This window comes from Paenirhizobium selenitireducens ATCC BAA-1503, from assembly GCF_000518785.1.
Taxonomy (GTDB): Bacteria; Pseudomonadota; Alphaproteobacteria; order Rhizobiales; family Rhizobiaceae; genus Allorhizobium; species Allorhizobium selenitireducens.
This window is the reverse complement of sequence record NZ_JAEG01000008.1, coordinates 193,974-218,271: the sequence shown is the minus strand read 5'-3', so window position 1 is coordinate 218,271 and position 24,298 is coordinate 193,974. Positions and strand designations below refer to the sequence as shown.

Sequence of the window (24,298 nt, the reverse complement as noted above, 5' to 3'; positions counted from 1 at the left end):
AAAACCCACCGGTCCCTGTTGGAGGGATTTCTTAGTTGCTGGCGCGCTGGTCTTCCTCGCGGGTCTGCGCGGCGAAGTCCTTCATCGTTTCCTCGACACCACGCTGGCCGAGCGCCATGGCGTCCCACATCTTGTATTCGGTGGTGCGCATCCAGCTAACGACCGTGGTGCGGGCGCGGCCATGGGCGTTCGGCAACGACTTGATGGCCACGTCGATGCCCGGCTGGGTGGCGAGCGCTTCCTTGGCGACCGGAAGCTCGACGCTCTTCTTGTTGATCGGCAGGTAGCCTGTCGCGGCGAACCAGGTCGCGTTGGCCTCCGGCGAGGCGGCATAGCTGACGAACTTGTAGGCGGCGTCCTGGACTTCCTTCGAGGCTGTCGACAGGATGCCGATGCCGGCGCCGCCGATCGGGACCGAGCAGATCTTGTTGCACGGCATCGGGCGGACGACGAGATTGTCGCCAATCGCCTTCTTGGCGCCGCCATAGTTGCCGGTCGAGTTCATCATGATGCCGACCTTGCCGGCCAGGAAGGCGTCGCGACCGACATCCTCGTCGGTGACGCCGTCGGGCGAGGCGACCTTGTGTTCATGCACCAGCGAAGCCATCCACTGATAGGCTTCGATCGTGTTCGGCTTGTCGAGCAGGATATCGCCGGTCGTCGGCTCGACCAACTCGCTGTCATTGGCCATGACGAGGCCCCAGCGGGCGAACTGGCCCGGCGCGGCAATGCCGGAAATCCCTTCCGAACCGAGCTTTTCGCTGATGGTTTTGGCGGCCGCGAGGATTTCGTCGAATGTGTTGAGCGGCGTATCCTCGGCGAGGCCGGCGCGGGTGAAAATGTCCTTGTTGAAGTAGAGCACCGGCGTCGAGGAATTGAACGGTACGATATAGGACTTGCCGTCGATCATGCCGACTTCGCGAGCGTAGCCGTAGAGATCGGCCTTCAGCGGATCGGCATCGAAATAGGGCGTCATGTCAGTCAGGATGCTGTTGTTGGCGAACAGGCCATAGCGGGTCACCTCGAGGATGACTGCGTCCGGGGCGCGATTGGCGGGAATGGCGGCCTGCAGCTTGGCAACAATGTCGTTATAGTTGCCGATGAACTCGCCCTGAATGTCGATGTCGGGATTTTCGGCTTCGAAATTGGCGATGATCTTTTCCAGAGTCTCGCCATTGCTCTTGTTGAAGCTGTGCCAGAACTGAACCGTGGTTGCCGCTTGCGCCGAAGCGACCGTGGCAAGAAGGGCGACGAGGCTTACGCCAGCCAATTTGTGCAATTTCTGTAACATGAATTATGTCCTTTGCAATTTTGATTGCATTTGCACTCTCCGTCTAGTTCGTTTGCAAGACACTTTGATGAAGGCAGAGGGGCCTGGCGCAGATTCTCGTGCTTGATCGAATGTTGACCTACGGACGAGAAATCGCCGCTCCGCAGGCTGCGGGGCGAGCCAATGATTGTGAAAGATGCCGCATCTTTAGCCGGGCAACGATGAAGATCGAAGATCTGGTGGGATGACGAGATTTTCCCGTGATCCTCTTTGGCGTTGCCACAGCTTTCCCGCGCAGAGGCTTGCCCATGCCGTGTGGCTCTATCGCCGGTTTGCACTCAGTCTAAGGCTTCAGTCGCAGATCCTGTTTTCACCGCAGTAAGTCTACAGTGCCGCCCGGCCTCGACGGTTCGTGCCGCAGGTCAAGGAATCAGAATTCCGCCTCGTCCGTCGTCTTTGGCCCGACGATCGAGAAGCGCATGCGGTATTCTCCGGGCGAAACGCCTACGATCTTGCGGAAGGTCTTGCGGAAGGCGTTGGCGTCCTCATAGCCGCTTGCCCAGGCGATCTGCTCGATCGCCAGGCTGGACTGCTCCAGCAGGTCGCGCGCCTTGGCGATGCGCAGGCGTTGCGCATAGTCGGTCGGATTGATGCCCGTCGCCTTCTGGAACCGGCGCAGGAAGGTTCGCTCGCCAAGTCCAGCCCGCTCTGCGAGCGCCGGCACGCCAAGCCCCTTGGCATCGGCTCCATGCAGCCAATGCTGGATTTCGAGGATCACCGTGTCGCCATGATCGAGACGGGGAGCGAATTTCGAATAGAAGCTTTGCTCGCGCGCACCGGGATCGATCAGCATGAAGCGCGCCGTCGCCAGCATGACGTTCGACCCGAGCAGCCGGTCGATCAGGCGCAGGCCCAGATCCGTCCAGGCCATCATCCCGCCCGCGGTGATGATGTCGCCTTCGTCCAGCAGCATCTTGTCGGTGTCGATGCGGACATCCGGGTGACGCTTGGCGATCGCTTCGCCATGCAGCCAGTGCGTCGTGGCGGAACGTCCCGACAGGAGCCCGGTTTGCGCCAGCAGCGACGCGCCGCCGCAGGCCGAGCAGATGATGGCGCCTGCCTGATGATGAGTGCGGATCCATTCGGGAAAGCCGCCCATGCTCTCGCCGAAGGGTAGTTCGTCGCCCATGGTGGGCGGTAGCACCACCGCGACCGGCTTGCGTTGCGTCTCGGATGGATGCGTATCGAACACCTTTGAAACCGCGCCGGCTTCGTCGAGTTCGTAGTGGCTGACCCTCAGCCGCCGCCGTTCCGATGTCGATTGCTGATGGTCATGCCTCTGCGCCACCGCAAACATGTCCGTCAGGCCATGCACGGCCGCTCGCCAGACTTCGGGATAGCTGGCGATGGCGATTTCCACCACGTCGTCGTTCGAACGCTTTGTCACTTGCGAACCCGTACTTGCCAATTTTGCCATTCGTGTGGCGTAGCGATCACCCATCGCAGCACTGGCCCTCGGCGGCAGCACCGTCGCAGGGAATGAAAAACCCGCCGTTGCGGCCACAACGGCGGGTTCGTGACACTTCGCGCGGGGCTGCTTAGCCCTTGAGGTCGCGCTTGGCCAGCGTGCGCAGGCGCAGCGCGTTGAGCTTGATGAAGCCGGCGGCGTCCTTCTGGTCGTAAGCGCCCTGGTCGTCCTCGAAGGTAACCAGCTGGTCGGAGTAGAGCGACTTTTCGCTCTCGCGGCCGATGACCATGACATTGCCCTTGTAGAGCTTCAGCGTGACTTCGCCCTCGACATGGCGCTGGCTGAGGTCGATCGCCGCCTGCAGCATCTCGCGTTCCGGCGAGAACCAGAAGCCGTAATAGATGAGCTCGGCATAGCGCGGCATCAGCTCGTCCTTGAGGTGGCCCGCACCCCGGTCGAGCGTGATCGATTCGATGGCGCGGTGGGCGGCCAGCAGGATGGTGCCGCCGGGGGTCTCGTAGACGCCGCGCGACTTCATGCCGACGAAGCGGTTCTCGACGAGGTCGATGCGGCCGATGCCGTTGTCGCGGCCATAGTCGTTGAGCTTGGCGAGGATCGTTGCCGGGCTCATGCGAACGCCGTTGATCGAGACTGCGTCACCCTTTTCGAAGCCGACCTTGATGATCGTCGCCTTGTCGGGAGCAGCCTCCGGCGAGATGGTGCGCATGTGCACGTATTCGGGCGCCTCGACGGACGGGTCTTCGAGAACCTTGCCCTCGGAGGAGGAGTGCAGGAGGTTGGCGTCGACCGAGAAGGGGGCCTCGCCCTTCTTGTCCTTGGCGACCGGGATCTGGTGCTGTTCGGCAAATTCCAGCAGGTCGGTACGGCTCTTGAACGACCAGTCGCGCCACGGAGCGATGATCTTGATGTCCGGGTTCAGCGCATAGGCCGAGAGCTCGAAGCGAACCTGGTCGTTGCCCTTGCCGGTCGCACCATGGGCGATCGCGTCGGCGCCGGTCTGCCTGGCGATTTCGATCAGGTGCTTGGAGATCAGCGGGCGGGCGATCGAGGTGCCGAGCAGGTAGACGCCTTCATAGACGGCATTGGCGCGGAACATCGGGAAAACGAAGTCGCGGACGAATTCCTCGCGGACGTCCTCGATGAAGATCTCCTTGATGCCGAGCATCTCGGCCTTCTTGCGGGCCGGCTCGAGTTCTTCACCCTGGCCGAGGTCGGCGGTGAAGGTCACGACTTCGGCGTTGAGTTCCGTCTGAAGCCATTTGAGGATGATCGAAGTGTCGAGCCCGCCCGAATAGGCGAGGACGACCTTCTTCACGTCTTTATGCGATGCCATGATGAAAGTCCGTTCGTGAGCGTTGAGCCGCATCGACCAGGGCCCTTGGTTTGCGGCACTTTTAGCGAGATTATCGCGCCGCGCAAGGGGAAGAGGCCATGGTCCGCAGCGGGCCTGCGAAAAGGCTTGCGCGGCCCTTCGCGTTTGACCCGCGCTGCAACAGACCCCATATCACCAGTCTTGGACTGTAAACGAAGAGGGACATCGACATGCAACATCCAGCAATCGCCAGCGGCAAGGTGGCTGTCGTCACCGGTGCCGCTTCCGGGATCGGGCTTGCCGCTGCCAAGGCCTTCGCCAGAAGCGGCATGTGCGTCGTGCTCGCCGATCTCGGCGGAGACCGGCTCGCCGAGGCTTGCCAGCAGGTCGCGGCGCTCTCCGCCCACCCCGACACCGATGTCGTCGCGATCGAAACCGATGTCGGCAAGATCGACGAGCTGGAGGCGCTCGAACGGGCGGTCATCCAGCGCTTCGGCCGGATCCACGTGCTGATGAACAATGCCGGCATCCAGCCGGGCAGCAGCCTGTTCGGCCCGCAGGCCAATTGGGAGAATGTGCTTTCCGTCAACCTGATGGGCGTGATCAACGGCACGCGCACCTTCGGGCCGCACATGATCGGTCACGGCGAACCGGCGCTGATCATCAACACCGGCTCCAAGCAGGGCATCACCACGCCGCCCGGCGATCCGGCCTACAATGTTTCGAAAGCCGGCGTGAAGGCCTTCACCGAAGCGCTGCAACACGAGCTGCGCAATACGCCGGACTGCAAGGTCACGGCGCACCTGCTGATCCCCGGCTTCGTCTTCACATCGCTGACGGCCAATGGGCGCACCGCCAAGCCGGACGGCGCCTGGACGGCGGAGCAGACGGTGGATTTCATGCTGGAAAGCATCGGTCGCGGCGATTTCTACATTCTCTGCCCCGACAATGACGTGGACCGGGCGACCGATCAGAAGCGGATTCTCTGGGCCGCCGGCGACATCGTCGAGAATCGCCCGCCGCTGTCGCGCTGGCATCCGGACCATGCCGATCGCTTCAAGGCCTATCTCGCCGGCGAATAAGCCCGATTGGCAAGCAACGCGGAGCCCGGTATGGAAGACGCAACCTGCGTCGCCCATACCGGGCTCTCTTCGTTGCGGAACCGCGCCATGGAATTCCTTCCGAGCCTGCCAACCTTCCTCGCCTTCAGCCTTGCGATCCTGCTGCTCGCCATCACGCCGGGGCCGGACATGACTCTGTGGATCAGCCGTTCGCTGCGCGACGGTCGGGCGACCGGCCTGATGGTGCTGGCCGGCACGAGCTTCGGCATCTCGATCCACACCATGCTGGTGGCCTTCGGCATTTCGGCGCTGATCGTCGCCTCGCCGACCGCCTTCCTGATCCTCAAGACCGGCGGCGCCGGCTATCTGCTGTGGCTGGCGATCCAGGCCGTGCGCCACGGTTCCAACTTCGTCATCCGGGCCGACGGCCAGCGTCAGGCTTCGCCCTCCAAGGCCTTCCTCAACGGGCTCTGGGTCAATCTCCTCAACCCCAAGGTCATCATCTTCTTCATGACCTTCCTGCCGCAGTTCGTCAGCGCCAGCGACCCGAACGTCACCGGCAAGCTGCTCTTCCTCGGCATCTGGTCGATTATCCTGTCCCTGCCGATCGGCCTTGCCATCATCTTCATGGCGGACGTTCTCTCCTCCTGGCTGCAGGCCAACCGCAAGGTCCTGCGTGCCATCGACTACACGTTTGCCGGCGTGTTCTCGATCTTCGCCGTCAAGATCCTGTTCACCCAGGCACGCTGAACCGACAAGCCTGAAAAGGAAAGGCGCCGAGCCCCTGGGGGCCGGCGCCTTTTTCACGTCTTGCCACGGTCGAATCAGCCGATCAGCAGTTCGTCGTCGTCCAGCGTCTGGCCGCGGATGCGGCGGAACATGTCGATCAGGTCCTCGACCTGCAGGTCCTTGCGATTGTCGCCGGCCACGTCGAGGACGATCTCGCCGGCATGCAGCATGATCGTGCGCGTGCCGAAGTCGAGCGCCTGGCGCATCGAATGGGTGACCATCAGCGTCGTCAGCTTGCGTTCCGAGACGATCGACTGGGTGAGCCCCATGATGAACTCGGCCATGCCCGGATCGAGCGCCGCCGTATGCTCGTCGAGCAGCAGGACCTCGGAGCCGGCCAGCGTCGCCATCACCAGCGATACCGCCTGGCGCTGTCCGCCGGACAACAGGTCCATGCGGTCCGCCATGCGGTTTTCCAGGCCGAGATTGAGCGAGGCGATGCGGTCGCGGAATTCGCCGCGCCGCGCGCCGCCGAGCGCCGACATGAGCCCCCGCCGCTTGCCGCGCTGGGACGCGAGCGCGAGGTTCTCCTCGATCGACAGCGCGCCGCAGCTGCCGGCGAGCGGATCCTGGAAGACACGGGCGACGAGGCCGGCGCGCGTCGCCGTCGTCTTGCGCGACACGTCGGTCTTGCCGATCGTGACCCGGCCGGCCGTCGGTAGCACGTCGCCGGCGAGAACGCCGAGCAGGGTCGACTTGCCGGCGCCGTTGGAGCCGATGACGGTGACGAAGGAGCCGGTCTCGATCGTCAGGTTGACGTTCTTCAGCGCCTGCTTCTGCAGCGGCGTGCCGCGGCCGAACACGACTTCGATGTTTTCAAGCGCGATCATGCCGATACTCCTCCCCGGCGCAGTCTGGGAAGGACGAGCGCGATGGCGACGAGCACGGCGGTGACGAAGTTCAGATCGGAGGCCTTGAGGCCAAGCACGTCGCTCGACAGCGCCAGCTGGATCGCCAGGCGATAGGCGATCGAGCCGAAGACGCAGCCGATCAGGGCGATCAGCAGGCCGCGCTTGCCGAACAGGGTTTCACCGATGATCACGGCGGCAAGGCCGACGACGATCGTGCCGACGCCGGAGGTGACGTCGGCAAAGCCGTTGGTCTGGGCAAAAAGCGCGCCGCCAAGCGCTACCAGCGCGTTGGAAAGGGCGATGCCGAGATAGATCTGGCTGTCGGTCTGGACCCCTTGCGCCCGCGCCATGCGCGCATTGGCGCCGGTCGCCCGCATGGCCAGCCCCGCATCGCTTTCGAGGAAGCGCCAGACGAGGAAGACGACGGCGACCACCAGCAGGAAGATGAAGAGCGGGCGCACGAGAAATTCAGGCATGCCCTGGCCATAGAATGGCGTCAGCATCGTTTCCTGGTTGAGCAGCGCGACATTCGGCTTGCCCATGACGCGCAGGTTGACCGAGAACAGCGCGATCATCGTCAGGATCGAGGCCAGCAGGTTGAGGATCTTGAACCGCACGTTGAGGATCGCCGTCACCAGACCCGCGGCGGAACCTGCAACCATGGCAAAGGCCGTGGCGACCCAGGCGTTGAGCCCGGCGATGATGAGAACGGCGGCGACGGCTGCCCCCAGCGGAAAGGATCCGTCGACGGTCAGGTCGGGGAAGTCGAGGACGCGGAAGGCGAGATAGACGCCGATCGCCACGAAGGCGAAGACCAGGCCCAGCTCAACGGCACCCCAGAAGGCGATTTGGCTCACGGTGGAGAAGTCCTTGTAGGCCACGCACCGCCGGTTCGCGCGGCGATGTGCGCAGGCAGTTGGCGGGGCCGCGCGAACACGGCCCCGGTTGTCGAAGATTATTCAATCGTCTTGGTGGCCCGGCTGGTGATGCTTTCCGGGAAGGTCACGCCCATCTTGGCCGCCGCCTTCTTGTTGATCACCAGATCGGTGCCGGCGGCGACGCGGACCGGAATGTCGCCCGGCTTTTCACCCTTGAGCACGCGAACGACGATCTCGCCGGTCTGCTTGCCGACGTCGAAGTAGTTGAAGCCGAGGGCGGCCAGCGCGCCGCGGTTCACCGAATCCGTATCGCCGGCATAGAGCGGGATCTTGGCTTCCTCGGCGACGCCGACGGCTGCCTCGAAGGCCGAGACGATGGTGTTGTCGGTCGGAACGTAGATGACATCGACGCGGCCGACGAGCGCACGTGCGGCGCCCTGCACTTCAGCCGACTTGGTGGCGACGGATTCGACGATGGTCAGGCCGGCTTTCTCGGCTTCCGCCTTCAGGGCGGCAAGCGTCGAGACCGAATTGGCCTCGGCCGTGTTGTAGATGAAGCCGATCGACTTGGCGTTCGGGGTGATTTCCTTGATCAGCGCCACATGGTCGGCAACCGGTGACATGTCGGAAAGGCCGGTGACGTTGCCGCCGGGCTTCTGCATGTCCTTGATCAGCTCTGCGCCGAGCGGGTCCGACACGGCGGTGAAGACGACCGGGATATCGCGGGTCGCGGAGACGACGGCCTGGGCGGAGGGGGTTGAGATCGGCACGATGACGTTCGGGGCGTCGCCGACGAACTGGCGGGCGATCTGCGCGGCCGTGCCCGGGTTGCCCTGGGCGGACTCGTAGACGAACTTCAGGTTCTCGCCTTCCTTGTATCCGGCTTCGGCCAGGGCTTCCTTGATGCCATCGCGGGCGGCGTCGAGTGCCGGGTGTTCGACGATGGCGGTGACGGCGACCGTGACTTCTTCGGCCTTGGCCGGCAGGATCAGGGCGGTAGCAGCGAAAAGTGCGAGTAGGGTGGCGCGCATGAATGCCTCCAAAAGGTTGGTGTGCCGCAGATCGTCTTAGGTAAGCGATCGCTTGAAATCAATTCACGTGCCGGTATGGAGTCGATGATTTCTCGTGATGCATTGTCGCACCGGTCTCGGTCTCAATCGTCCTCGCCGTGACCGACGATCATCATAGCCTCGAATGCCAGACGATCGGTCTTGCGCATGCGCTCGGACTCTGACTTCAGCTGGCCGCAGGCGGCGAGGATATCGCGGCCGCGCGGAGTGCGGATCGGCGAGGCATAGCCGGCCTGGTTGATGAAATCGGCGAACTTCTCGATCTGCTCCCAATCCGAGCACTGGTAGTTGGTGCCTGGCCAGGGGTTGAACGGGATGAGGTTGATCTTGGCCGGCACGCCCTTCAGCAGCTGGATCAGCCCCTTGGCATCCTCGAGGCTGTCGTTTACGTCCTTCAGCATCACATATTCGAAGGTGATGCGTCGCGCATTCGACACGCCCGGATAGTTGCGGCAGGCCTCGATCAGCTCCTTCAGCGGGTATTTCTTGTTGATTGGCACCAGCATGTCGCGCAGCTCGTCGCGCACCGCATGCAGCGAGATGGCCAGCATCACGCCGATTTCCTCGCCGGTGCGGTAGATTTCCGGAACGACGCCGGAGGTCGACAGCGTCACGCGCCTCTTCGACAGCGAAAGGCCGTCGCCGTCCGTCGCGATCAGCAGCGCCTTCTTCACTTCCTCGAAATTGTAGAGCGGCTCGCCCATGCCCATCATCACGACATTGGTGATCCTGCGGTCGCTCGACGGGATCATGGCGCCCTGCGGCACGTCACGGTCCGGAAAGTCGCCGAGCCGGTCGCGCGCGAGCAGCAGCTGCGAGAGGATTTCCTCGGCCGTCAGGTTGCGCACCAAGCGCTGCGTGCCGGTGTGGCAGAAGGAACAGGTCAGCGTGCAGCCGACCTGGCTGGAAATGCACAGCGTGCCACGGCCCTCTTCGGGAATATAGACGGTTTCGACCTCGACGGGACGGCCGGCACCGCGCGGAGGATAGCGCAGCAGCCATTTGCGGGTGCCGTCGTTCGACACCTGCTCCTCGACGATTTCCGGCCGGGCGATGGTGAAGTTGGCCTTCAACATCTCGCGCATGTCCTTCGACACGTTCGCCATGGCGTCGAAATCGGACACGCCGCGCACGTAGAGCCAGTTCCACAGCTGGCTGACTCGCATCTTGACCTGCCGCTCGGGAACACCCTTGTCACGCAGCATGGCCGCCATTTCCTCGCGGCTGGCGCCGATCAGGGTCGGCAGTTCCGCGCCCGCCTTGGCGATCGGCGAGGGCCGGGCATCTTCGCGCCCCATCACACTTTCCATCACAGCCATGTCGTCAGAATCCTTTCGATCAAAGGTGCGGCCTCCGCCACCGAAATGGCGATCGCACCCGATCCTGCATGAACCTAGAAATCGCGCCGGGCGGGATCCGAGTTTCCCTTTCGCCGGCATTTTCCGGGGCCTCTAGCAGTTTTTTCGTCCTGCGTCACCCCGAATGTCGTACTCGCCCGGCTTCGCGGCAAAACGCAAAGGGGCCGGCTCCGCGCCGACCCCTTCCTGCATGAGAAATCCGCAAGCCTTACTTGCAGTTTTCGATCTTCTTCAGAGCCGCCGAAATGCCGGACAGCGAATAGGTGTAGGAGGTGCCGGTGCCGCGCGCCGAGGTCGCCTTGACGGTCATCGCCTTGCCGGTCTTCATGGCGGCGACGAGTGCCGGCTCTTCCGCGGCGTTCTCGACCCAGGCCGAGGTTTCCTTCACGAACATTACGAAATTGCGGTCGTCGATCGTGACGTTGACCTTGGAGGTTTCCTTGAGGGCGTAGCCCATCATCGCCTGCGGTTCGTAGGAGATGTTCTGGCCCGGGCGCTGTGACACGACGAAGAAGATATCGCCGTGATTGACCGATGCAGGCTCCTTGGCGGTCGGCACGGACAGGACGTAGCACACGTTCCCCCCGTTCGACTTGTAGGAATAGGCGCCCCAAGCCTTGAACTGCTCGATACGCGTCGGCGACTGCGCCGCAGCCAGAGTGCTGCTTGCCAGGATGATTGCCACTGCGGTTACGCTACTTCTTACGAACATGTCTTCCTGCCGGTTGCTTGTCCATCCATTGCCCAGCCATCGTGAGCCGGACATTCCATCGTCAAAACTTGATTCAGTATGACTTAATTTACGTTACCAAACCGTCAACAACAAACGATTCCGGCCGCAAACCGCGATAATTGAGGGTCAAGCCGCCTTGTTCCGGGACATGGCATGTCCGACAAAAGGCAATCCCCCCGATAGGCGGAACTAGAATGAGGAATTCTGGCGAGAGTTGGGCCTCGCCCGTTTTTACCGGGCACTCTTGCTCGCTCCAACCGGAAAAGGTCACGCATAGGCGCGACCGAGAGGCGCGGATCGGTCGCTCGTTGGAGACTTAAGCCGCCCCGCGCTGCGGCTCGTCGGCGAGCATCTGGTCGGCGGCATCGTAGTGCCGCTCCTTGATGTGACCGTTGATCAGCGCGATCGCCGTGGTCAAGACGGCAATATCATCGGTGAAGCCGACCAGTGCGAACATGTCGGGGATTGCATCGAGCGGCAGGACGAAATAGCCGAGTGCTGCAAGCAGGATGCCGCGCACGCGCAAAGGCGTCTGGCGATCGGTCGCGCAATAGAAGGCGGCGATCACGTCGCGGGAGAAGGGGATCTGCCGGACGGCCTTCTTCATGGTCGGCCAGAATTTCGCCCGGACATTGCTCTCCTGGCGCGCCTGGGTATCCTCGTCGCCCGGCAACAGGATTTCACCGATCTTGATATCGTCCATTGCGTCTCGATCCTCGTGTGTGGACACGACAAGAATATGGGAAATCCGGGGCGGAAATCAATCGTGGTGCCCCGCGGCCCGATCCATGGCGGCGGCCAGCTTGAAATCGAGCTCGGTCAGACCCTTGGCCGTATGAGTGGTCAGGGTGACGTCGACGAGGCGATAGACGTTCGACCACTCGGGATGATGATCGAGCCGCTCGGCGGCAAAGGCCGAGCGCGTCATGAAGGCAAAGGCCTCGCCGAAATCGGTAAAGACGAAGCTGCGGGTAATCGAGTCGCCCTCCACCGAAATCGACCAGTCCGGCAGGCCGCGCAGGCCTTCGGCGATTGCCGCCGGATCGAGTTTCTCGTATTTCATCGTCCTACCTCGCTGCCGCCCCTGGAAAAACCAGATGACTCCGTTTCCCGTTCTGTTCGTCTGTCTCGGCAATATCTGCCGCTCGCCCCTGGCCGAAGGCATCTTTCGCCATCTGACGGCTATGGCCGGCAGCGCCGATCTCTATCCCGCCGATTCTGCGGGCACCGGCGGCTGGCATAATGGCCATCCGCCGGACAGCCGGTCGGTGCAGGTGGCCCGGGAGCATGGCATCGATATCTCCGACCTGCGCGCCCGCCGGGTGGAGCCAGCCGATTTTCACCGCTTCGAACTTATCCTGGCTATGGACCGCAACAATCTGCGCCATCTCCAGGATATGGCGCCACCGAAACCGTCAGCAACCATCGCGCTGTTCAGCGCCTTTGCGCTCGGGTCCGACATCGACGTGCCCGACCCCTATTATGGCGGGATCGGGGGATTCCGCGACGTCTACAGCATGCTCTTTTCAGGCTGCAGGTCCATCGTGGCAAAGCTCGAGGCGGAGCGCGCCTCATGCAGCGGGAACACTTCCTCGGTCAAGTAGGGACCGCCGCCGACCGATTCCTTCGACGACAGGAGAACGAAGCGGGTCGCCAGGAAGGGCGCCGTATGAAAATCGCCGCGACCGGCGAGATAGTGCACCACGTCGTCGACGCGGCAGGACTTGAGGCGCGCCAGCGTCACATGCGGCATGAACCTGCGCGGATCGGGCGGCAGGCCGATACGCTGGCAGATGCGCTCGATTTCCGCCTGGAGAGCGAACATTTCCGGCGCAGGCGAAACGCCGGCCCATATGGAGTGTGGCTTCTTCGAGCCGAAGGAGCCAATGCCGTTCAAGCTGAGGTTGAATTCCGGCCGGTCGATCCGGTCGAGCCGGTCGACCACCTCATCGGCGGTGCGGCCATCGACATCGCCGATGAAACGCAGGGTGATGTGGTAGTTCTCCACATCGATCCATCGTGCTCCGGGGATGCCGCCGCGCAAAAGGGAGAGGCTCAATGCCGCGCTACGCGGAATTTCGAGGGCAGTGAATAATCTCGGCATAGCGAGGTCCCCGAATCTTCTTGCAGATGCACACAGCGAATCATGCAATGCCTACAGGCGCAAGTCCCTATTTCGGCGTGTCCCGGATGGCCTTCACGAAGTCCCGGACCGTCGGCGTCATGCGCTCGACCATGACGGCGATGCCCTTGGGGTTGGGGTGCATGCCGTCGTCGAGCTGCAGATCCGATCGCGTGACAACCCCGTCGAGAATGAACGGATACAAAGCCACGCCGTGCTTCTGTGCCAGTTTCGGGTAGATCGAATTGAACCGCTCGCCATAGTCGGCGCCCATGTTGGGCGGCGCCAGCATGCCGACGAGCAGGACCGCGATGCCACGGTCCTTCAGCCTGCCGATAATTGCATCGAGGTTCTTTTCCGTCTCTGCCGGCGGAATGCCGCGCAAAGCGTCATTGGCACCGAGTTCGAGAATGACCCCCTTGGTCCCGTCCGGGACAGACCAGTCCACCCTTGCCAGACCTGCCGCAGTGGTGTCGCCGGAGACGCCGGCATTCGCGACCGTGACGTCCTCGCCTGCCGCCACCAGCGCCTTCTCCAGCCGGACCGGCAAGGCATCCTCCTGGGGAAGCTGGTAGCCGGCCATCAGGCTGTCGCCGAAGCCGACCAGCGGGATCGTCTCGGCCGCCGTTGCGACACCCGAGGACAGAAGTCCGCCAACGATCACGGCTAAATGAAGGTACATCGCTTTAAATCTCATCGGGCGTTCCCTAAATTGGCAGGTGCTGCAACAGCGCGTGAAGGTCTCTTCGCGTCACATATATAGGGCGAACACGCGTGAGAAGAACCATCATCGAACTCAAGAAGGCGGATCTGACGCTCGGCAGCGCCGCAGCCTCCGTCCACGTGCTGAAAGGCATAGACCTGACGATCGACGCGGGCGAGGCTGTCGGCATCGTCGGCCCCTCGGGTTCCGGCAAGTCGACGCTGCTGATGGTGCTGGCCGGACTGGAGCGCCTCGATAGCGGCGAGATCAGCGTCAACGGCGCCCCCCTGCACAAGCTTGGCGAGGATGCCCTGGCCGATTTCCGGGGCCGCAATATCGGCATCGTGTTCCAGTCCTTCCACCTGATCGCCAACATGACGGCGCTTGAGAACGTTGCCATCCCGCTCGAACTGGCCAATGTTCGGAGCCCGTTCGATATCGCCCGGCGCGAGCTTCAGGCCGTCGGCCTTGGCGAGCGGCTCGGCCATTATCCGGGCCAGCTCTCAGGCGGCGAACAGCAGCGCGTCGCAATCGCCCGGGCGCTGGCACCTTCGCCGGCCGTGCTGATCGCCGACGAGCCGACGGGCAATCTCGACACCGAGACCGGGCGGCAGATCGCCGACCTCTTGTTTGCCCAGCAGGCTGAGCGCGGCATGACGCTCGTGCTGGTGACCCACGATCTCGGGCTCGCCTCGCGCTGCTCGCGCCAGGTCCGCGTCGCCTCCGGCCGGATCGCTCCCGATGCCGCGGCCGTTGAACGCCTCGCGGAAACTCAGCCGGCATGAGAACCAAGGCGAAGAGAGCGTCCATTGCCTTGCGCATCGCGCTGCGCGAACTGCGCGGCGGCTTGAAGGGTTTTTACATTTTCCTCGCTTGTATCGCGCTCGGTACAGGGTCGATCGCGGCCGTCAATTCGGTGGCGACCGCGATCACCGGGTCGATCGCTTCCGAGGGGCGCACGCTGCTGGCCGGCGATGTGCGGTTCGAACTCAACAATCGCGAGGCCAACACGAAGGAACTGGCCTTCCTCGACGGACTGGGCGACGTCGCGGTATCGACCGTGCTGCGCTCCATGGCGCGCCTGCCCGACGGATCGGACCAGTCGCTCGTCGAGGTCAAGGCCGTCGATGATGTCTATCCGCTCTACGGCGCCTTCGTGGCCGAGCCGGCGCGCCCGCTCGCCGAGATGATCGCCGCCAAGGATGGCCGGTTCGGCGCCGTCGCTGCCCCCCTCCTGCTGGAACGGCTCGGACTTTCCGTCGGAGACGAAATGCTGATCGGCAAGGCACGCTTCGTCATCACCGGTTCGATCGTTTCCGAACCGGATGCCATTTCCGATGGATTCGGCTTTGCACCACGCCTCGTGACCAGCCGGGAAGCACTCAAGGCGAGTGGCCTGATCGAGACCGGCAGCCTTGTCGAACATGCCTACAAGATCCGCCTTGCCGCGCCCGTGCCGAGCGCGGATGCCATCCGCCAGAAGGCGCAGAGCGAGTTGCCGGATGCCGGGTGGTCGATCCGCACCAGCGACCGCGCCGCGCCCTCCCTCACGGAGAACATCGAGCGTTTCTCGCAGTTCCTCACCCTGGTCGGACTGACGGCGCTCGTCGTCGGAGGCGTCGGCGTCGCCAATGCCGTCCGTGCCTTCCTCGATTCCAAGCGGACTGTCATCGCCACGCTGAAATGTCTCGGGGCGCCGGCCTCGGTTGTCGTCATGGTCTACTTCTTCCAGATTGCCATGGTTGCGACGATCGGCATTGTCGCGGGGCTGGTGCTCGGCGCGATCGCCCCGCTCATCGCCGCCTACTACCTGTCCGGTTTCCTGCCGATCTCGGCGGAACCGACGCTCTATCCGGCCGCCCTGCTGCTCGCCGCCGTCTTCGGCATGCTGGTCACGCTCGCCTTCGCCATCATCCCACTCGGCCATTCGCGCCAGGTGCCGGCGACCGCGCTGTTTCGTGAACAGGGTTTCGAGCGGCGCGGTCTGCCGTCCTGGCCCTATGTCGCGGCGACCGCCGTGGCCCTGGCGGCCTTGGCGGCGCTGGCCATTCTGACCTCGGAGGAGCGTCGGATCGCGTCGATCTTCCTCGTCGCCATGGCGGCCGGTTTCGTGCTGCTGCGTCTCGTCGCCATGGGCATCGCCTATCTGGCGAAGCGCAGCCCGCGCGTGCCCTCCGCCGCGCTGAGGCTGGCGATCGGCAACATTCACCGTCCGGGCGCGCTTACCCCGGCCGTCACCCTGTCGCTTGGGCTGGGCCTGAGCCTGCTGGTAGCCCTTGCCCTGATCGACGGCAACCTGCGGCGCGAACTCACCGGAAACCTGCCGGAACGCGCACCGAACTTCTTCTTCGTCGACATCCAGAAGAGCGATCTCGACGGCTTCCGCGCCGTCGTCAAAGGCCAGGCGCCGAAGGGCAAGCTGGTTGAAGTCCCCATGCTGCGCGGCCGCATCCTCGCCTTCAACGGTATCGATGTGACCAAGATGGACGTGCCACCGGAAGGACGATGGGTGCTGCGGGGCGATCGTGGCATTACCTATGCCGAAACCGTGCCGGATAACGCCTCCGTCACTGAGGGCGCCTGGTGGCCGGCGAACTACAGCGGTGAGCCGCTCGTATCCTTCTCGGCGGAAGAGGCCGCCGAACTTGGCCTGAAGCTCGGCGACACAGTGACTGTCAACGTGCTCGGCCGCAACATCTCCGCCAAGATCGCCAATTTCCGCAAGGTGGAATGGGAAAGCCTTTCGATCAACTTCGTCATGGTGTTCTCGCCGAACACCTTCGCCGGCGCGCCGCATGCGTGGCTTGCGACCCTGAGCGATCCGCAGGCGAGCCAGACCGACGAAGCCGCCATCCTGAAGGCGGTCACCCAGGCCTATCCGACGATCACCAGCGTCCGGGTCAAGGATGCGCTCGACGTCATCGACCGGCTGGTCGGGCAACTGGCGACCGCCATTCGCGCCGCCGCAGCCGTCGCGCTGATCGCCTCGATCCTGGTCCTGTCCGGCGCACTGGCCGCTGGCAACAGGGCACGGACGCATGACGCCGTCATCCTCAAGACGCTCGGCGCGACGCGCGCCATGCTGATCCGCGCCTTCACCTACGAATACTTCCTGCTGGGTGCAGCCACCGCCTGCTTTGCGCTGATGGCCGGCGGCGGCATTGCCTGGTTCGTGCTCAGCCAGATCATGAAACTGCCTTCCAGTTTCCTGCCGGATGTGGCGCTGGCGACCATCCTGCTGTCGCTGGTCACCACGATCGGTATCGGGCTTGCCGGCACATGGCGCATCCTCGGGCAGAAGGCCGCGCCAGTGCTGAGGGAACTCTGAAAGCGGCGCACCAGGCCCGCATGTCTGTCGCGTCCCGGCCAGATCCGCGAGCGATAACGGCATTTTGAGGAGCGCAGGTCTTGTCGCGCGCGCGGGGAAACCTCATATTGGCCCTAGGCATGCTGGAGCTCCGCAGCGGCGCCTGGGTATGAAACCCGACACCGTAACCTTTTCGGGGCTTGAAAAGAGGAAACAATGTCTGAACTTCGCAACTACCAGAGTCGACCGGGCCAGACTGGCGCCCAGTCGGCGACGATGATCGACGAGGGCCTGCGCGCCTATATGCTGAAGGTTTACAACCTGATGGCGCTCGGACTGGCGATCACGGGTATTGCTGCATTCGTCACCGCACAGATGGCGATCGGCAGCGACGGCCAGCTGACGGCCTTCGGTCAGGCGATCTATCTCAGCCCGCTCAAGTGGCTGGTCATCCTTGCCCCCGTGGGGCTGGTGTTCTTCATGAGCTTCAAGATCCACACGATGAGCGTCTCGGCCGCGCAGACGACCTTCTGGGTCTATGCCGCCCTGATGGGCCTGTCCCTGTCGTCGATCTTCATGGTCTACACGGGCGCCAGCATCGTCCAGACCTTCTTCGTGACGGCTGCTTCGTTCGGCGCCCTGTCGCTCTACGGCTACACCACGAAGCGAGACCTGTCGGCGATGGGCTCGTTCCTGATCATGGGCCTGTTCGGCCTGATCATCGCTTCGCTCGTCAACATCTTCCTGGCGTCTTCGGCGCTTGAGTTCGCGATCTCCGCCATCGGCGTCCTGCTGTTCGCCGGCCTGACCGCTTACGACACGCAGACCATCAAGGACTCCTACTACGAAGCCGACGGCAGCGACGTTGCCGGCCGCAAGGCTATCATGGGCGCTCTGCAGCTCTACCTCGACTTCATCAACCTCTTCCTGTTCCTGCTGCGCTTCCTCGGCAATCGCGACTAACAGGAAAGACAATGATGGCCGGGACGTTCTTCGAGCGTCCCGGCCAAGAAAAAAACCCGCCGGCGACGGCGGGTTTTTTGTTGGCCACATTCTGTGTGTCGGCTCGCGCCGAGACCTTACGGGTTCATGATAAGCTGACCGGTGCGGGCCGCGGTGAGCGGCGCGGAGACCAAGCGGACGAACTTGGCGATGTCGACCGCCGGATGGCGCGAGGCATAGATCACGTCGCGGTTCTTGATCGGGAAGGTCTGGCCGACCAGCAGGCTGTCGGCCACCGACATGTCGAAGCGATAGACGATCGGATAGCGGCCTTCCTTGTTCGGCTTCATGCCCTTGGCCACCAGTTCGTGGAAACGCTCGGGCGACAGAAGGTCGGAGACGATCTCCGGCTCCTCGTAACGGAAGACGAAATAGCCCTTGGCGTTGATCCGCTCGTCCGAACCGCCACCAGCCAGCGCGATGCTCTCGAGCAGATTGACGTCGTTGGAGCCAAACGGGATGCGGCCGTTCTTCCAGACTTCGCCCAGCGCCGTGAAGGTGCGCGGATCGTGGGTGACGAAGATCTGGTCCTTTGGCTCGACGAAGATATTCTCCGACGGGTTCTCGACAATCGATTGCAGCAGAACCGTACCGGTCTTCTTGCCGCGGGCCAGCGTCACATAGGATTCATAGGGCTGGGAGGCGGGGCCACCGGCCTTGGCGATGACTTCCATGATCGTCTCGCCGGACAGGCCGAGCGGCACCATGGAGGGTCTTCCGACGGCGCCGGAAACAGTGACGTTGCGCGACGACGTGCCGCCGCTGCTGATGATGACGTCCGGTTCGACCGCCTTGTTGGCCAGAGCGCCCAATACCGCCTGGCGCGCCTCTTCGAGGGTGCGGCCACTGAACTGGACCTGTCCGACATAGGGAATGGCGGCCTTGCCGTCCGGCTGGACGACGACGTCAATATCGGTCTTCTTGGAATCCTGGGTGGAAAACAGGCCGTCGGCGCCGGCTTCGAAAATGGTCACCCGCAACTGGTCGCCCACGCCGATGACGACATTGCGCGCCGCGCCGCCGATGCCAAAGCGGCGCTTCAGCATGCCGACGGAAAAATCGGCAACCGTACGGGCGTTTTCCGCATTCACATCGACGATTTCAAAAACGGCCGCATTCGACCGGTGGACATCGGAGATGGACTTGCCTGCCTGCATATTGATGTCGGAAGCAAGCGGGCCTGCACCGGGAACCGCTTCGCAGCCCGCTAGGCCCGCACAAACGATGGCAACAACAACGCGTTTCAAATGGGCACTCCTGACCGCGACAGAATCTGGATCGGCTGATGTCCCTTAGCACGGGGTAAAGCCGGACTTCCAGACGTAGAACCACAATAGGTTACGGAAGCTAAAATTTGACCAATGTCCGTCATCACAATCCACCGTCAGTGTTGCCGATATGCCGCGGACATGCCTTCGGCGAGGACCAGCGCGGTGGCGGATCGATGAAGGCGCCGGGCTCGTTGACCTCCCCGGCGAGAATGCGTCGGACGATCTCCGCGATGGCGACCTTGCGGCCTTCCTCGTGGTAGAAATTTCCCTTGACCTGGATGGTCGCCGCAAGTGCCGCCTTGAACCGCAAAAGCAGGGATTCATCGACCGGCTCCGGGCTGCGCCAGAAGCTGTCGAGGCTGGCCTGATGGGTGAGGCCCGGCACATCGAACACAGCGCATCCGAGCGCAATCGTGGGGACGCGGGCCCTCAGGCTGTGCAAGCCGACGGTCGAATTGACGACGACCGCGCCGTTGGCCTGCCTCAGCAGGGCGGCGAGATTGCCCTGTTCGATGAAGATCACGCGCCCTTCGACGCCGTGCTTGCCGGCTATGCGCGCGACCCACTTGTCCCAGCGCTCCAGTCCGTTGTCCAGCGGATGCTGCTTGACGACGAGATAGGTATCGGACGGGGCATGCGCTGCAAAGGAGCCGATGACCTCCTCGAGCATGTCGGAGAGATGCGGGTAGGGCGAATTGGCGCGGATCTGGTAATCGCTCTGAAGCTGCAGGGCCACGACATAGAACGGCACATGCCCGTTCTCCAGGAGATCGGTCGGGGTCACAGCCTTGCGGCGCAGGGCCCGCGCCACCCACGGCAGATAATCGACCAGCGCGCTATAGTACTTGTCGGCCCGATAGAGCGGGAAAAACGGGCGTCCGAAATAGGAGGTCAGATTGTAGACCACCTCGTTGAAGGCTTCCTGCTCGAAGGTGTGGGGATAGAGCACGTGCATGTCCGGCTCCGGAACTTGCTCCCCGATCGCCCGGATGACACTCGGATCGTTCGGGAAGTGCGACAGGCGGCCCATTCCGTCGCGTTCCAGTGTGATCCAGTCCGGGCGCAGGTAGCCGAACTCCATGGCGTGGCAGCGCACGCCCAGCCGGTGCCCAACCTCGCGCGCAGCCCCGTGATAGGGCAGTTGGTCGGCATAGTAGAGAATGTCGGTAATGCCTTCGCGCTTGATCAGCGCCTCGAGAAACGGCGCCCAGCGCTTGAAAGAACCGCGATAGTTGATCGCGCCGCGCTTGCGCCAGTAGAGCTGGTCGCCCAGGGACAGGTTGACGCGATGGGTCGTCACGCCCGCCGCCTCGAAGGCGTCAGAAAGCGCCCGCCAGAATGTCGATGGCGGTCCCTGCAGGAATAAGATCGAGGGTCGTTTCCCGGATTGTTGCATCAGCAGACGCACCAGCCACTAAGGACAGAGAGGGGCATTCCGAACCATTTTTAACCGATACCAACATTTTACCTGGGCAACGGGGGCGACTATAAGTGGCAGCCAACCCAGGAACAAGACCGCAAGTGACCATCATGCACCCTTTCTCCCTGCTGATCCTCCAGGGGCCGGCCTCTCCCTTTCTGAAGAGCCTTGCCTCCATGGCCGAAGAGCGAGGGGTGGCGGTCCACAAACTCAATTTCTGCCTTGGCGATGCCGTATACTGGTGGCCCCGCAAGGCCAGCTGGTTCAAGGGGACGGACGTGCAGTGGCCGCAGTTCCTGGAGCGCTTCTGTCGTGAGAAGGGCATCACCGACGTGCTCATGCTCGGCGACGGACGGCCAAGGCACGCCGCCGCAATTGCGGTTGCCCGCCGCCTTGGCATTCGCGTGCATATCTTCGAGCACGGCTATCTGAGGCCGGACTGGCTGACCATCGAACCGGACGGAATGTCCGGCCGGTCGCGCTTTCCGCGTGATCCAGATGCCGTTCGCGCCATCGCGGGCGGTACCCCGCCGGCCGATCTCACCGGGCATTTCAAGTCGAACTTCCTCACCTATGCCCTGCTGGACCTTGCCTTCCATGTGCCCAACGTCTTGCTCGGCTGGGTCGTCCACCCGAACTACCGCACCCACGGTCCGGTGCATCCCGTCGTCGAGTATGCCGGCTGGATCGGCAAGGGGCTGACCGCGCGGCGGCGCAAACGCGAGGCTGAGGCCATGCAAGACCGCTACCTGCCGGCACCGGGAGAAATGGCGCCGCGCTTCTTCCTGTTCCCGCTCCAGCTGCCGGGGGACTACCAGATCCGCATCCACGCGCCTCTCGGCGACCTCTACAAGCTGGTCGAATCGGTCATCCGGTCCTTCGCCCGCCACGCGCCGGGCGACATGCGCCTGCTGCTCAAGACCCATCCGATCGACAACGGGCTAAGCGGCTGGAAGCAGCGGATCGCCAGAATTGCTGAGAAAGAGGGGGTCGCAGGTCGCGTCGACCTGATCGACGGCGGCGATCTCGACCGTCTGATCACCTGGGCGCAGGGCGTCGTCACGGTCAATTCGACCGTCGGCCTGACCGCGCTGATCGCGGCAAAGCCGGTGATCTCTCTCGGCGCCTCGATCTACGACATGCCCAGCGTGACCCACCAGGGCAGTCTCGCGTCCTTCTGGACGCAGCCACAGGGACCGGAAGCGGACATGCCGGACGCGCTGACCCGCGCCCTGATCGCCACCGTGCAGGTGCGCGGCGGCTTCATCGGCAGGCTGGCGATCGAAACCGGCGCACGGGAAATGATCGAGCGCATCATTTCGCCCTCTCACGATCTTTTGCAGGAGCCCGAGCCGGCGGGCTTCCGCTACGAGGAAGAACTCACCGCGGGGTGAAAACAGAGCGCGTCAACGCGGCAGGCCGCGTTGGAACCAGCGGTAGATCCACGGCTTGGCGAGGCCGCCGAAACGCGCCAGCAGATAGAGGCTGGGGGTGAAGAAGATCTCCGAGCGGCCGCGATCAAGGCCCCGCACGATGCCGCGGGCGACGGCCTCGGCGCTCCACAGGCCCGCCGTGCCCATCATCGCCACCGCTTCCGGCGGTCGGAGTTTCAGCTCTTCGGCAAGCTGAGGGGTATCGGTGTCGGGCGGGAAACAGATCGAAACGGCGATCCCGTGCGGGCGTGCTTCGAGACGCAGCGCCTCGACGAAACCAACGAGAGCCGATTTCGAGGCGCAGTAGGCGGTATAACCGTGAAGGCCGATGAGCCCCGCGCCTGACGAGACGACCATGATCTGGCCCCGCCTGCGCGCCTTCATTCCGGCATAGACGGCGGAGATCATATGCACGGTGCCATGCAGGTTGGTGTCGATATGCCGTCGGAATTCGGCCCCCGATTGTGTCTCGAACGATGCTGGCGATACCATGCCAGCCGAGGTCACAAGAATATCGCAAGGGCCGGAACTTGCCTCGATCGCCCCGATCGCGTCCAAAACCGCGGCATCGTCGGCGACATCGAGGCTGACGATGCCGATGTCATCGGCGGACCGGCCGGTCTCGTCCGTCAGCAGGTCCTTCGCCGCTTCCAGCCGCTCCAGACTGCGCCCGATCAGCGTCACGCGGGCGTTTCGCTTGAGATAGACGCGCGCGACGGCCTGGCCAATCCCGCTCGAACCTCCCGTGATGACGACATGGACCATGAGCACCTCGGACCGAGTTCACCGGGCCGTTTTGCGGGGAAGGGGCTGGCGTGGCAAAGCCCCCCGTTCAGGACTTGGCGAACAGGGCCATCAACTGGCCGGCGTCGAACGAGGCCAGACCGAAGTTTTCCTGCTTCAGGCGGCCGAGAATGGTCGCTGTGCGGTCGACCGCGCGGGTGATCTGCTCTTCGCTATGGGCGCTGGTGATGAAGAACCGCAGCCGTGCAAGACCTTCCGGCACCGCCGGATGGATGATCGGCAGGACGTTGATGCCATCGGCATGCAACTCGTTCGACAGCTGCACGGCGCGCAGCGAATCGGCCACCAGCACCGGCACGACGGAATAGCCCTGGCTCAGCCCGGTATCGAGGCCGCGCTCGCGTGCCAGTTCGAGGAACAGGTGGCTGTTGCGGCGCAGCTGATGCGTGCGCTCCGGCTCGGCCTTGAGGATTTCCAGGCTGGCGATCGCCGCGGCCGCCAGCGCCGGGGCAAGGCCGACGCTGTAGACGAAGCCGCCGGCCTGGGCCTTCAGCAGGGTGATCAGCGCCTCGCTGCCGGCGATATAGCCGCCGCAGCTGCAGCTGGTCTTGGACAGGGTGCCCATCCAGATGTCGACCTCGCCGGCGGCGATGCCGAAATGTTCGAACACGCCCCGGCCCGTTTCTCCGAGCACGCCGAGCGAATGCGCCTCGTCGACCATCAGCCAGAAGCCGTATTGCTCCTTGAGGCGGATCAGGGCCGGCAGATCGGCGATATCGCCGTCCATCGAGTAGACGCCCTCGACGATCACCAGGATCCGCTCGTAGTCGCCGGCCAGCGTTTTCAGAACGCGATCGAGATCGGCAGCGTCATTGTGCTTGAAGAAGCGGCGGGTCGCGCCGGAGAGCCTGATGCCGGCCAGCGCGCTGTTGTGAATGAACTCGTCGTGGATCACCAGATCCTTCGGTCCGACCAGCGAGCTGATCGCCGCGACATTGGTCAGGTAGCCGCTGACGAAACAGACCGCGGCCTGAGCGTCGTAGACGTCGGCGATCTTCTCTTCGAGAACGGTATGGATGGTGCGCTCGCCGGCAACCAGGCGGCTTGCCGACGCCGAGACGCCGAACGTCTGCAACGCCTCGCCGGCGCGGGCCAGAACCTTGGGATGATGGTTGAGGCCGAGATAGTCATAGGAGGCGAAGTTGTCGAAGCTGCGGCCGCCGATTTGCGCCGTTGCGCCGCTCGCGCCTTCATGGGCCCGATAGAAGGGGTTTTCCATGCCAAGGTGGCGGCCGGCGAGCTGCTGCATCACCACCTGCTTGTATTCGGCAAGCTCCTCGAAGCCCGGCTGCTTGCGCACCGGAGCCTGGGCGGCCGCCTGTTCCGTGCGGATGCGGCGCCCGTCCTCGACGTCCTTCTGCAGTCCCTTCATGCGGTTCAGAATGAACTGCCGCTTGCTCTCATCCATTTCAGAACTCCAAGGCA

Annotated in this window: 23 protein-coding genes; 7 read left to right on the top strand and 16 right to left on the bottom strand. The window is 63.5% G+C overall.

Annotated elements, in window-relative coordinates; genetic code table 11:
• Positions 1–31: 31 nt before the first annotated feature.
• The 3 genes from L867_RS0112620 to L867_RS0112610 all read right to left on the bottom strand — a co-directional run bounded on the left by L867_RS0112620 (position 32) and on the right by L867_RS0112610 (position 4,092).
• Entirely contained in the window at positions 32–1,291 is a 1,260-nt protein-coding gene (locus L867_RS0112620) for an ABC transporter substrate-binding protein (protein WP_028737232.1), read from the bottom strand.
• 409 nt (positions 1,292–1,700) lie between these two features.
• Positions 1,701–2,717: a GlxA family transcriptional regulator gene (locus L867_RS0112615; protein ID WP_232363923.1), complete on the bottom strand. Its 1,017-nt coding sequence runs from the start codon at positions 2,715–2,717 to the stop codon at positions 1,701–1,703.
• 151 nt (positions 2,718–2,868) lie between these two features.
• Complete coding sequence (locus L867_RS0112610) at positions 2,869–4,092, bottom strand: argininosuccinate synthase (protein ID WP_028737230.1); 1,224 nt, start codon at positions 4,090–4,092, stop codon at positions 2,869–2,871.
• 209 nt (positions 4,093–4,301) lie between these two features.
• Between L867_RS0112610 and L867_RS0112605 the strand changes: the two genes are divergently transcribed.
• The gene (locus L867_RS0112605) at positions 4,302–5,153 is read left to right on the top strand and encodes an SDR family NAD(P)-dependent oxidoreductase (protein ID WP_028737229.1); all 852 of its coding nucleotides are present in this window, start codon (positions 4,302–4,304) and stop codon (positions 5,151–5,153) included.
• Between the two features lie 87 nt (positions 5,154–5,240).
• Positions 5,241–5,882 (top strand): LysE family translocator, encoded by a 642-nt coding sequence (locus L867_RS0112600; protein ID WP_028737228.1) that lies wholly within the window; start codon positions 5,241–5,243, stop codon positions 5,880–5,882.
• 74 nt (positions 5,883–5,956) lie between these two features.
• Here the strand turns inward: L867_RS0112600 and L867_RS0112595 are convergent, their stop codons facing one another.
• From L867_RS0112595 to L867_RS0112565, 7 genes are all read right to left on the bottom strand, one after another.
• Positions 5,957–6,751 (bottom strand): ABC transporter ATP-binding protein, encoded by a 795-nt coding sequence (locus L867_RS0112595; protein WP_028737227.1) that lies wholly within the window; start codon positions 6,749–6,751, stop codon positions 5,957–5,959.
• Positions 6,748–7,629 (bottom strand): ABC transporter permease, encoded by an 882-nt coding sequence (locus tag L867_RS0112590; RefSeq protein WP_028737226.1) that lies wholly within the window; start codon positions 7,627–7,629, stop codon positions 6,748–6,750. Before L867_RS0112590 ends, L867_RS0112595 begins: the two co-directional genes overlap by 4 nt.
• 98 nt (positions 7,630–7,727) lie before the next feature.
• A complete protein-coding gene (locus L867_RS0112585) occupies positions 7,728–8,681 on the bottom strand; it encodes an ABC transporter substrate-binding protein (protein WP_028737225.1) in 954 nt (317 codons plus the stop codon).
• 122 nt (positions 8,682–8,803) lie between these two features.
• Positions 8,804–10,018 (bottom strand): 23S rRNA (adenine(2503)-C(2))-methyltransferase RlmN, encoded by a 1,215-nt coding sequence (rlmN, locus tag L867_RS0112580; RefSeq protein ID WP_408605980.1) that lies wholly within the window; start codon positions 10,016–10,018, stop codon positions 8,804–8,806.
• Between the two features lie 268 nt (positions 10,019–10,286).
• Positions 10,287–10,790 carry an invasion associated locus B family protein gene (locus L867_RS0112575; protein WP_028737223.1) on the bottom strand — a complete coding sequence of 168 codons (504 nt, stop codon included), beginning with the start codon at positions 10,788–10,790 and terminating at the stop codon, positions 10,287–10,289.
• Between the two features lie 337 nt (positions 10,791–11,127).
• A complete protein-coding gene (locus tag L867_RS0112570) occupies positions 11,128–11,514 on the bottom strand; it encodes a YkvA family protein (RefSeq protein ID WP_028737222.1) in 387 nt (128 codons plus the stop codon).
• A gap of 57 nt (positions 11,515–11,571) precedes the next feature.
• On the bottom strand, positions 11,572–11,874 hold the full coding sequence (locus L867_RS0112565; protein ID WP_028737221.1) for a 4a-hydroxytetrahydrobiopterin dehydratase: 303 nt from the start codon (positions 11,872–11,874) through the stop codon (positions 11,572–11,574).
• Positions 11,875–11,908: 34 nt separating this feature from the next.
• Between L867_RS0112565 and L867_RS26855 the strand changes: the two genes are divergently transcribed.
• Positions 11,909–12,415 carry a low molecular weight protein-tyrosine-phosphatase gene (locus L867_RS26855; RefSeq protein ID WP_084638540.1) on the top strand — a complete coding sequence of 169 codons (507 nt, stop codon included), beginning with the start codon at positions 11,909–11,911 and terminating at the stop codon, positions 12,413–12,415.
• Here L867_RS26855 and thpR read toward each other — a convergent pair.
• Positions 12,322–12,915: an RNA 2',3'-cyclic phosphodiesterase gene (gene thpR, locus L867_RS0112555; RefSeq protein ID WP_028737219.1), complete on the bottom strand. Its 594-nt coding sequence runs from the start codon at positions 12,913–12,915 to the stop codon at positions 12,322–12,324. The two genes, L867_RS26855 and thpR, sit on opposite strands and share 94 nt — an antisense overlap.
• 67 nt (positions 12,916–12,982) lie before the next feature.
• Complete coding sequence (locus tag L867_RS0112550) at positions 12,983–13,630, bottom strand: arylesterase (protein ID WP_028737218.1); 648 nt, start codon at positions 13,628–13,630, stop codon at positions 12,983–12,985.
• Positions 13,631–13,707: 77 nt separating this feature from the next.
• Here L867_RS0112550 and L867_RS0112545 point away from each other — a divergent pair, with 77 nt between their 5' ends.
• From L867_RS0112545 to L867_RS0112535, 3 genes are all read left to right on the top strand, one after another.
• Positions 13,708–14,421: an ABC transporter ATP-binding protein gene (locus tag L867_RS0112545; RefSeq protein ID WP_028737217.1), complete on the top strand. Its 714-nt coding sequence runs from the start codon at positions 13,708–13,710 to the stop codon at positions 14,419–14,421.
• The gene (locus L867_RS0112540; protein WP_028737216.1) at positions 14,418–16,964 is read left to right on the top strand and encodes an ABC transporter permease; all 2,547 of its coding nucleotides are present in this window, start codon (positions 14,418–14,420) and stop codon (positions 16,962–16,964) included. The genes L867_RS0112545 and L867_RS0112540 overlap by 4 nt, the downstream gene beginning before the upstream one ends.
• Positions 16,965–17,159: 195 nt before the next feature.
• Positions 17,160–17,906: a Bax inhibitor-1/YccA family protein gene (locus L867_RS0112535; protein WP_028737215.1), complete on the top strand. Its 747-nt coding sequence runs from the start codon at positions 17,160–17,162 to the stop codon at positions 17,904–17,906.
• A gap of 116 nt (positions 17,907–18,022) precedes the next feature.
• Here L867_RS0112535 and L867_RS0112530 read toward each other — a convergent pair whose 3' ends face one another.
• Positions 18,023–19,192 (bottom strand): polysaccharide biosynthesis/export family protein, encoded by a 1,170-nt coding sequence (locus tag L867_RS0112530; RefSeq protein WP_028737214.1) that lies wholly within the window; start codon positions 19,190–19,192, stop codon positions 18,023–18,025.
• A 124-nt stretch (positions 19,193–19,316) separates the two neighbouring features.
• Positions 19,317–20,516 carry a capsule biosynthesis protein gene (locus tag L867_RS25145; RefSeq protein WP_051438953.1) on the bottom strand — a complete coding sequence of 400 codons (1,200 nt, stop codon included), beginning with the start codon at positions 20,514–20,516 and terminating at the stop codon, positions 19,317–19,319.
• 230 nt (positions 20,517–20,746) lie between these two features.
• Between L867_RS25145 and L867_RS0112520 the strand changes: the two genes are divergently transcribed.
• A complete protein-coding gene (locus L867_RS0112520) occupies positions 20,747–22,030 on the top strand; it encodes a capsule biosynthesis protein (protein WP_028737213.1) in 1,284 nt (427 codons plus the stop codon).
• Between the two features lie 12 nt (positions 22,031–22,042).
• Here the strand turns inward: L867_RS0112520 and L867_RS0112515 are convergent, their stop codons facing one another.
• Positions 22,043–22,834 (bottom strand): SDR family oxidoreductase, encoded by a 792-nt coding sequence (locus L867_RS0112515; protein WP_028737212.1) that lies wholly within the window; start codon positions 22,832–22,834, stop codon positions 22,043–22,045.
• A 67-nt stretch (positions 22,835–22,901) separates the two neighbouring features.
• Positions 22,902–24,281, bottom strand: a complete 1,380-nt coding sequence (locus tag L867_RS0112510) for an aminotransferase class I/II-fold pyridoxal phosphate-dependent enzyme (protein ID WP_051438952.1) — start codon at positions 24,279–24,281, stop codon at positions 22,902–22,904.
• Between the last annotated feature and the right edge of the window lie 17 nt (positions 24,282–24,298).

Coding starts and splice junctions, on each gene's coding strand:
- L867_RS0112540 (WP_028737216.1), top strand. CDS start 14,418: ATGAGAACCAAGGCGAAGAGAGCGTCCATTGCCTTGCGCATCGCGCTG.
- L867_RS0112550 (WP_028737218.1), bottom strand. CDS start 13,630: ATGAGATTTAAAGCGATGTACCTTCATTTAGCCGTGATCGTTGGCGGA.
- L867_RS0112605 (WP_028737229.1), top strand. CDS start 4,302: ATGCAACATCCAGCAATCGCCAGCGGCAAGGTGGCTGTCGTCACCGGT.
- L867_RS0112510 (WP_051438952.1), bottom strand. CDS start 24,281: ATGGATGAGAGCAAGCGGCAGTTCATTCTGAACCGCATGAAGGGACTG.
- L867_RS0112535 (WP_028737215.1), top strand. CDS start 17,160: ATGTCTGAACTTCGCAACTACCAGAGTCGACCGGGCCAGACTGGCGCC.
- L867_RS0112610 (WP_028737230.1), bottom strand. CDS start 4,092: ATGGCATCGCATAAAGACGTGAAGAAGGTCGTCCTCGCCTATTCGGGC.
- L867_RS0112595 (WP_028737227.1), bottom strand. CDS start 6,751: ATGATCGCGCTTGAAAACATCGAAGTCGTGTTCGGCCGCGGCACGCCG.
- L867_RS0112565 (WP_028737221.1), bottom strand. CDS start 11,874: ATGAAATACGAGAAACTCGATCCGGCGGCAATCGCCGAAGGCCTGCGC.
- L867_RS0112520 (WP_028737213.1), top strand. CDS start 20,747: ATGCACCCTTTCTCCCTGCTGATCCTCCAGGGGCCGGCCTCTCCCTTT.
- L867_RS0112515 (WP_028737212.1), bottom strand. CDS start 22,834: ATGGTCCATGTCGTCATCACGGGAGGTTCGAGCGGGATTGGCCAGGCC.
- L867_RS0112620 (WP_028737232.1), bottom strand. CDS start 1,291: ATGTTACAGAAATTGCACAAATTGGCTGGCGTAAGCCTCGTCGCCCTT.
- L867_RS0112570 (WP_028737222.1), bottom strand. CDS start 11,514: ATGGACGATATCAAGATCGGTGAAATCCTGTTGCCGGGCGACGAGGAT.
- thpR (WP_028737219.1), bottom strand. CDS start 12,915: ATGCCGAGATTATTCACTGCCCTCGAAATTCCGCGTAGCGCGGCATTG.
- L867_RS0112600 (WP_028737228.1), top strand. CDS start 5,241: ATGGAATTCCTTCCGAGCCTGCCAACCTTCCTCGCCTTCAGCCTTGCG.
- L867_RS26855 (WP_084638540.1), top strand. CDS start 11,909: ATGACTCCGTTTCCCGTTCTGTTCGTCTGTCTCGGCAATATCTGCCGC.
- rlmN (WP_408605980.1), bottom strand. CDS start 10,018: ATGGGGCGCGAAGATGCCCGGCCCTCGCCGATCGCCAAGGCGGGCGCG.
- L867_RS0112585 (WP_028737225.1), bottom strand. CDS start 8,681: ATGCGCGCCACCCTACTCGCACTTTTCGCTGCTACCGCCCTGATCCTG.
- L867_RS0112575 (WP_028737223.1), bottom strand. CDS start 10,790: ATGTTCGTAAGAAGTAGCGTAACCGCAGTGGCAATCATCCTGGCAAGC.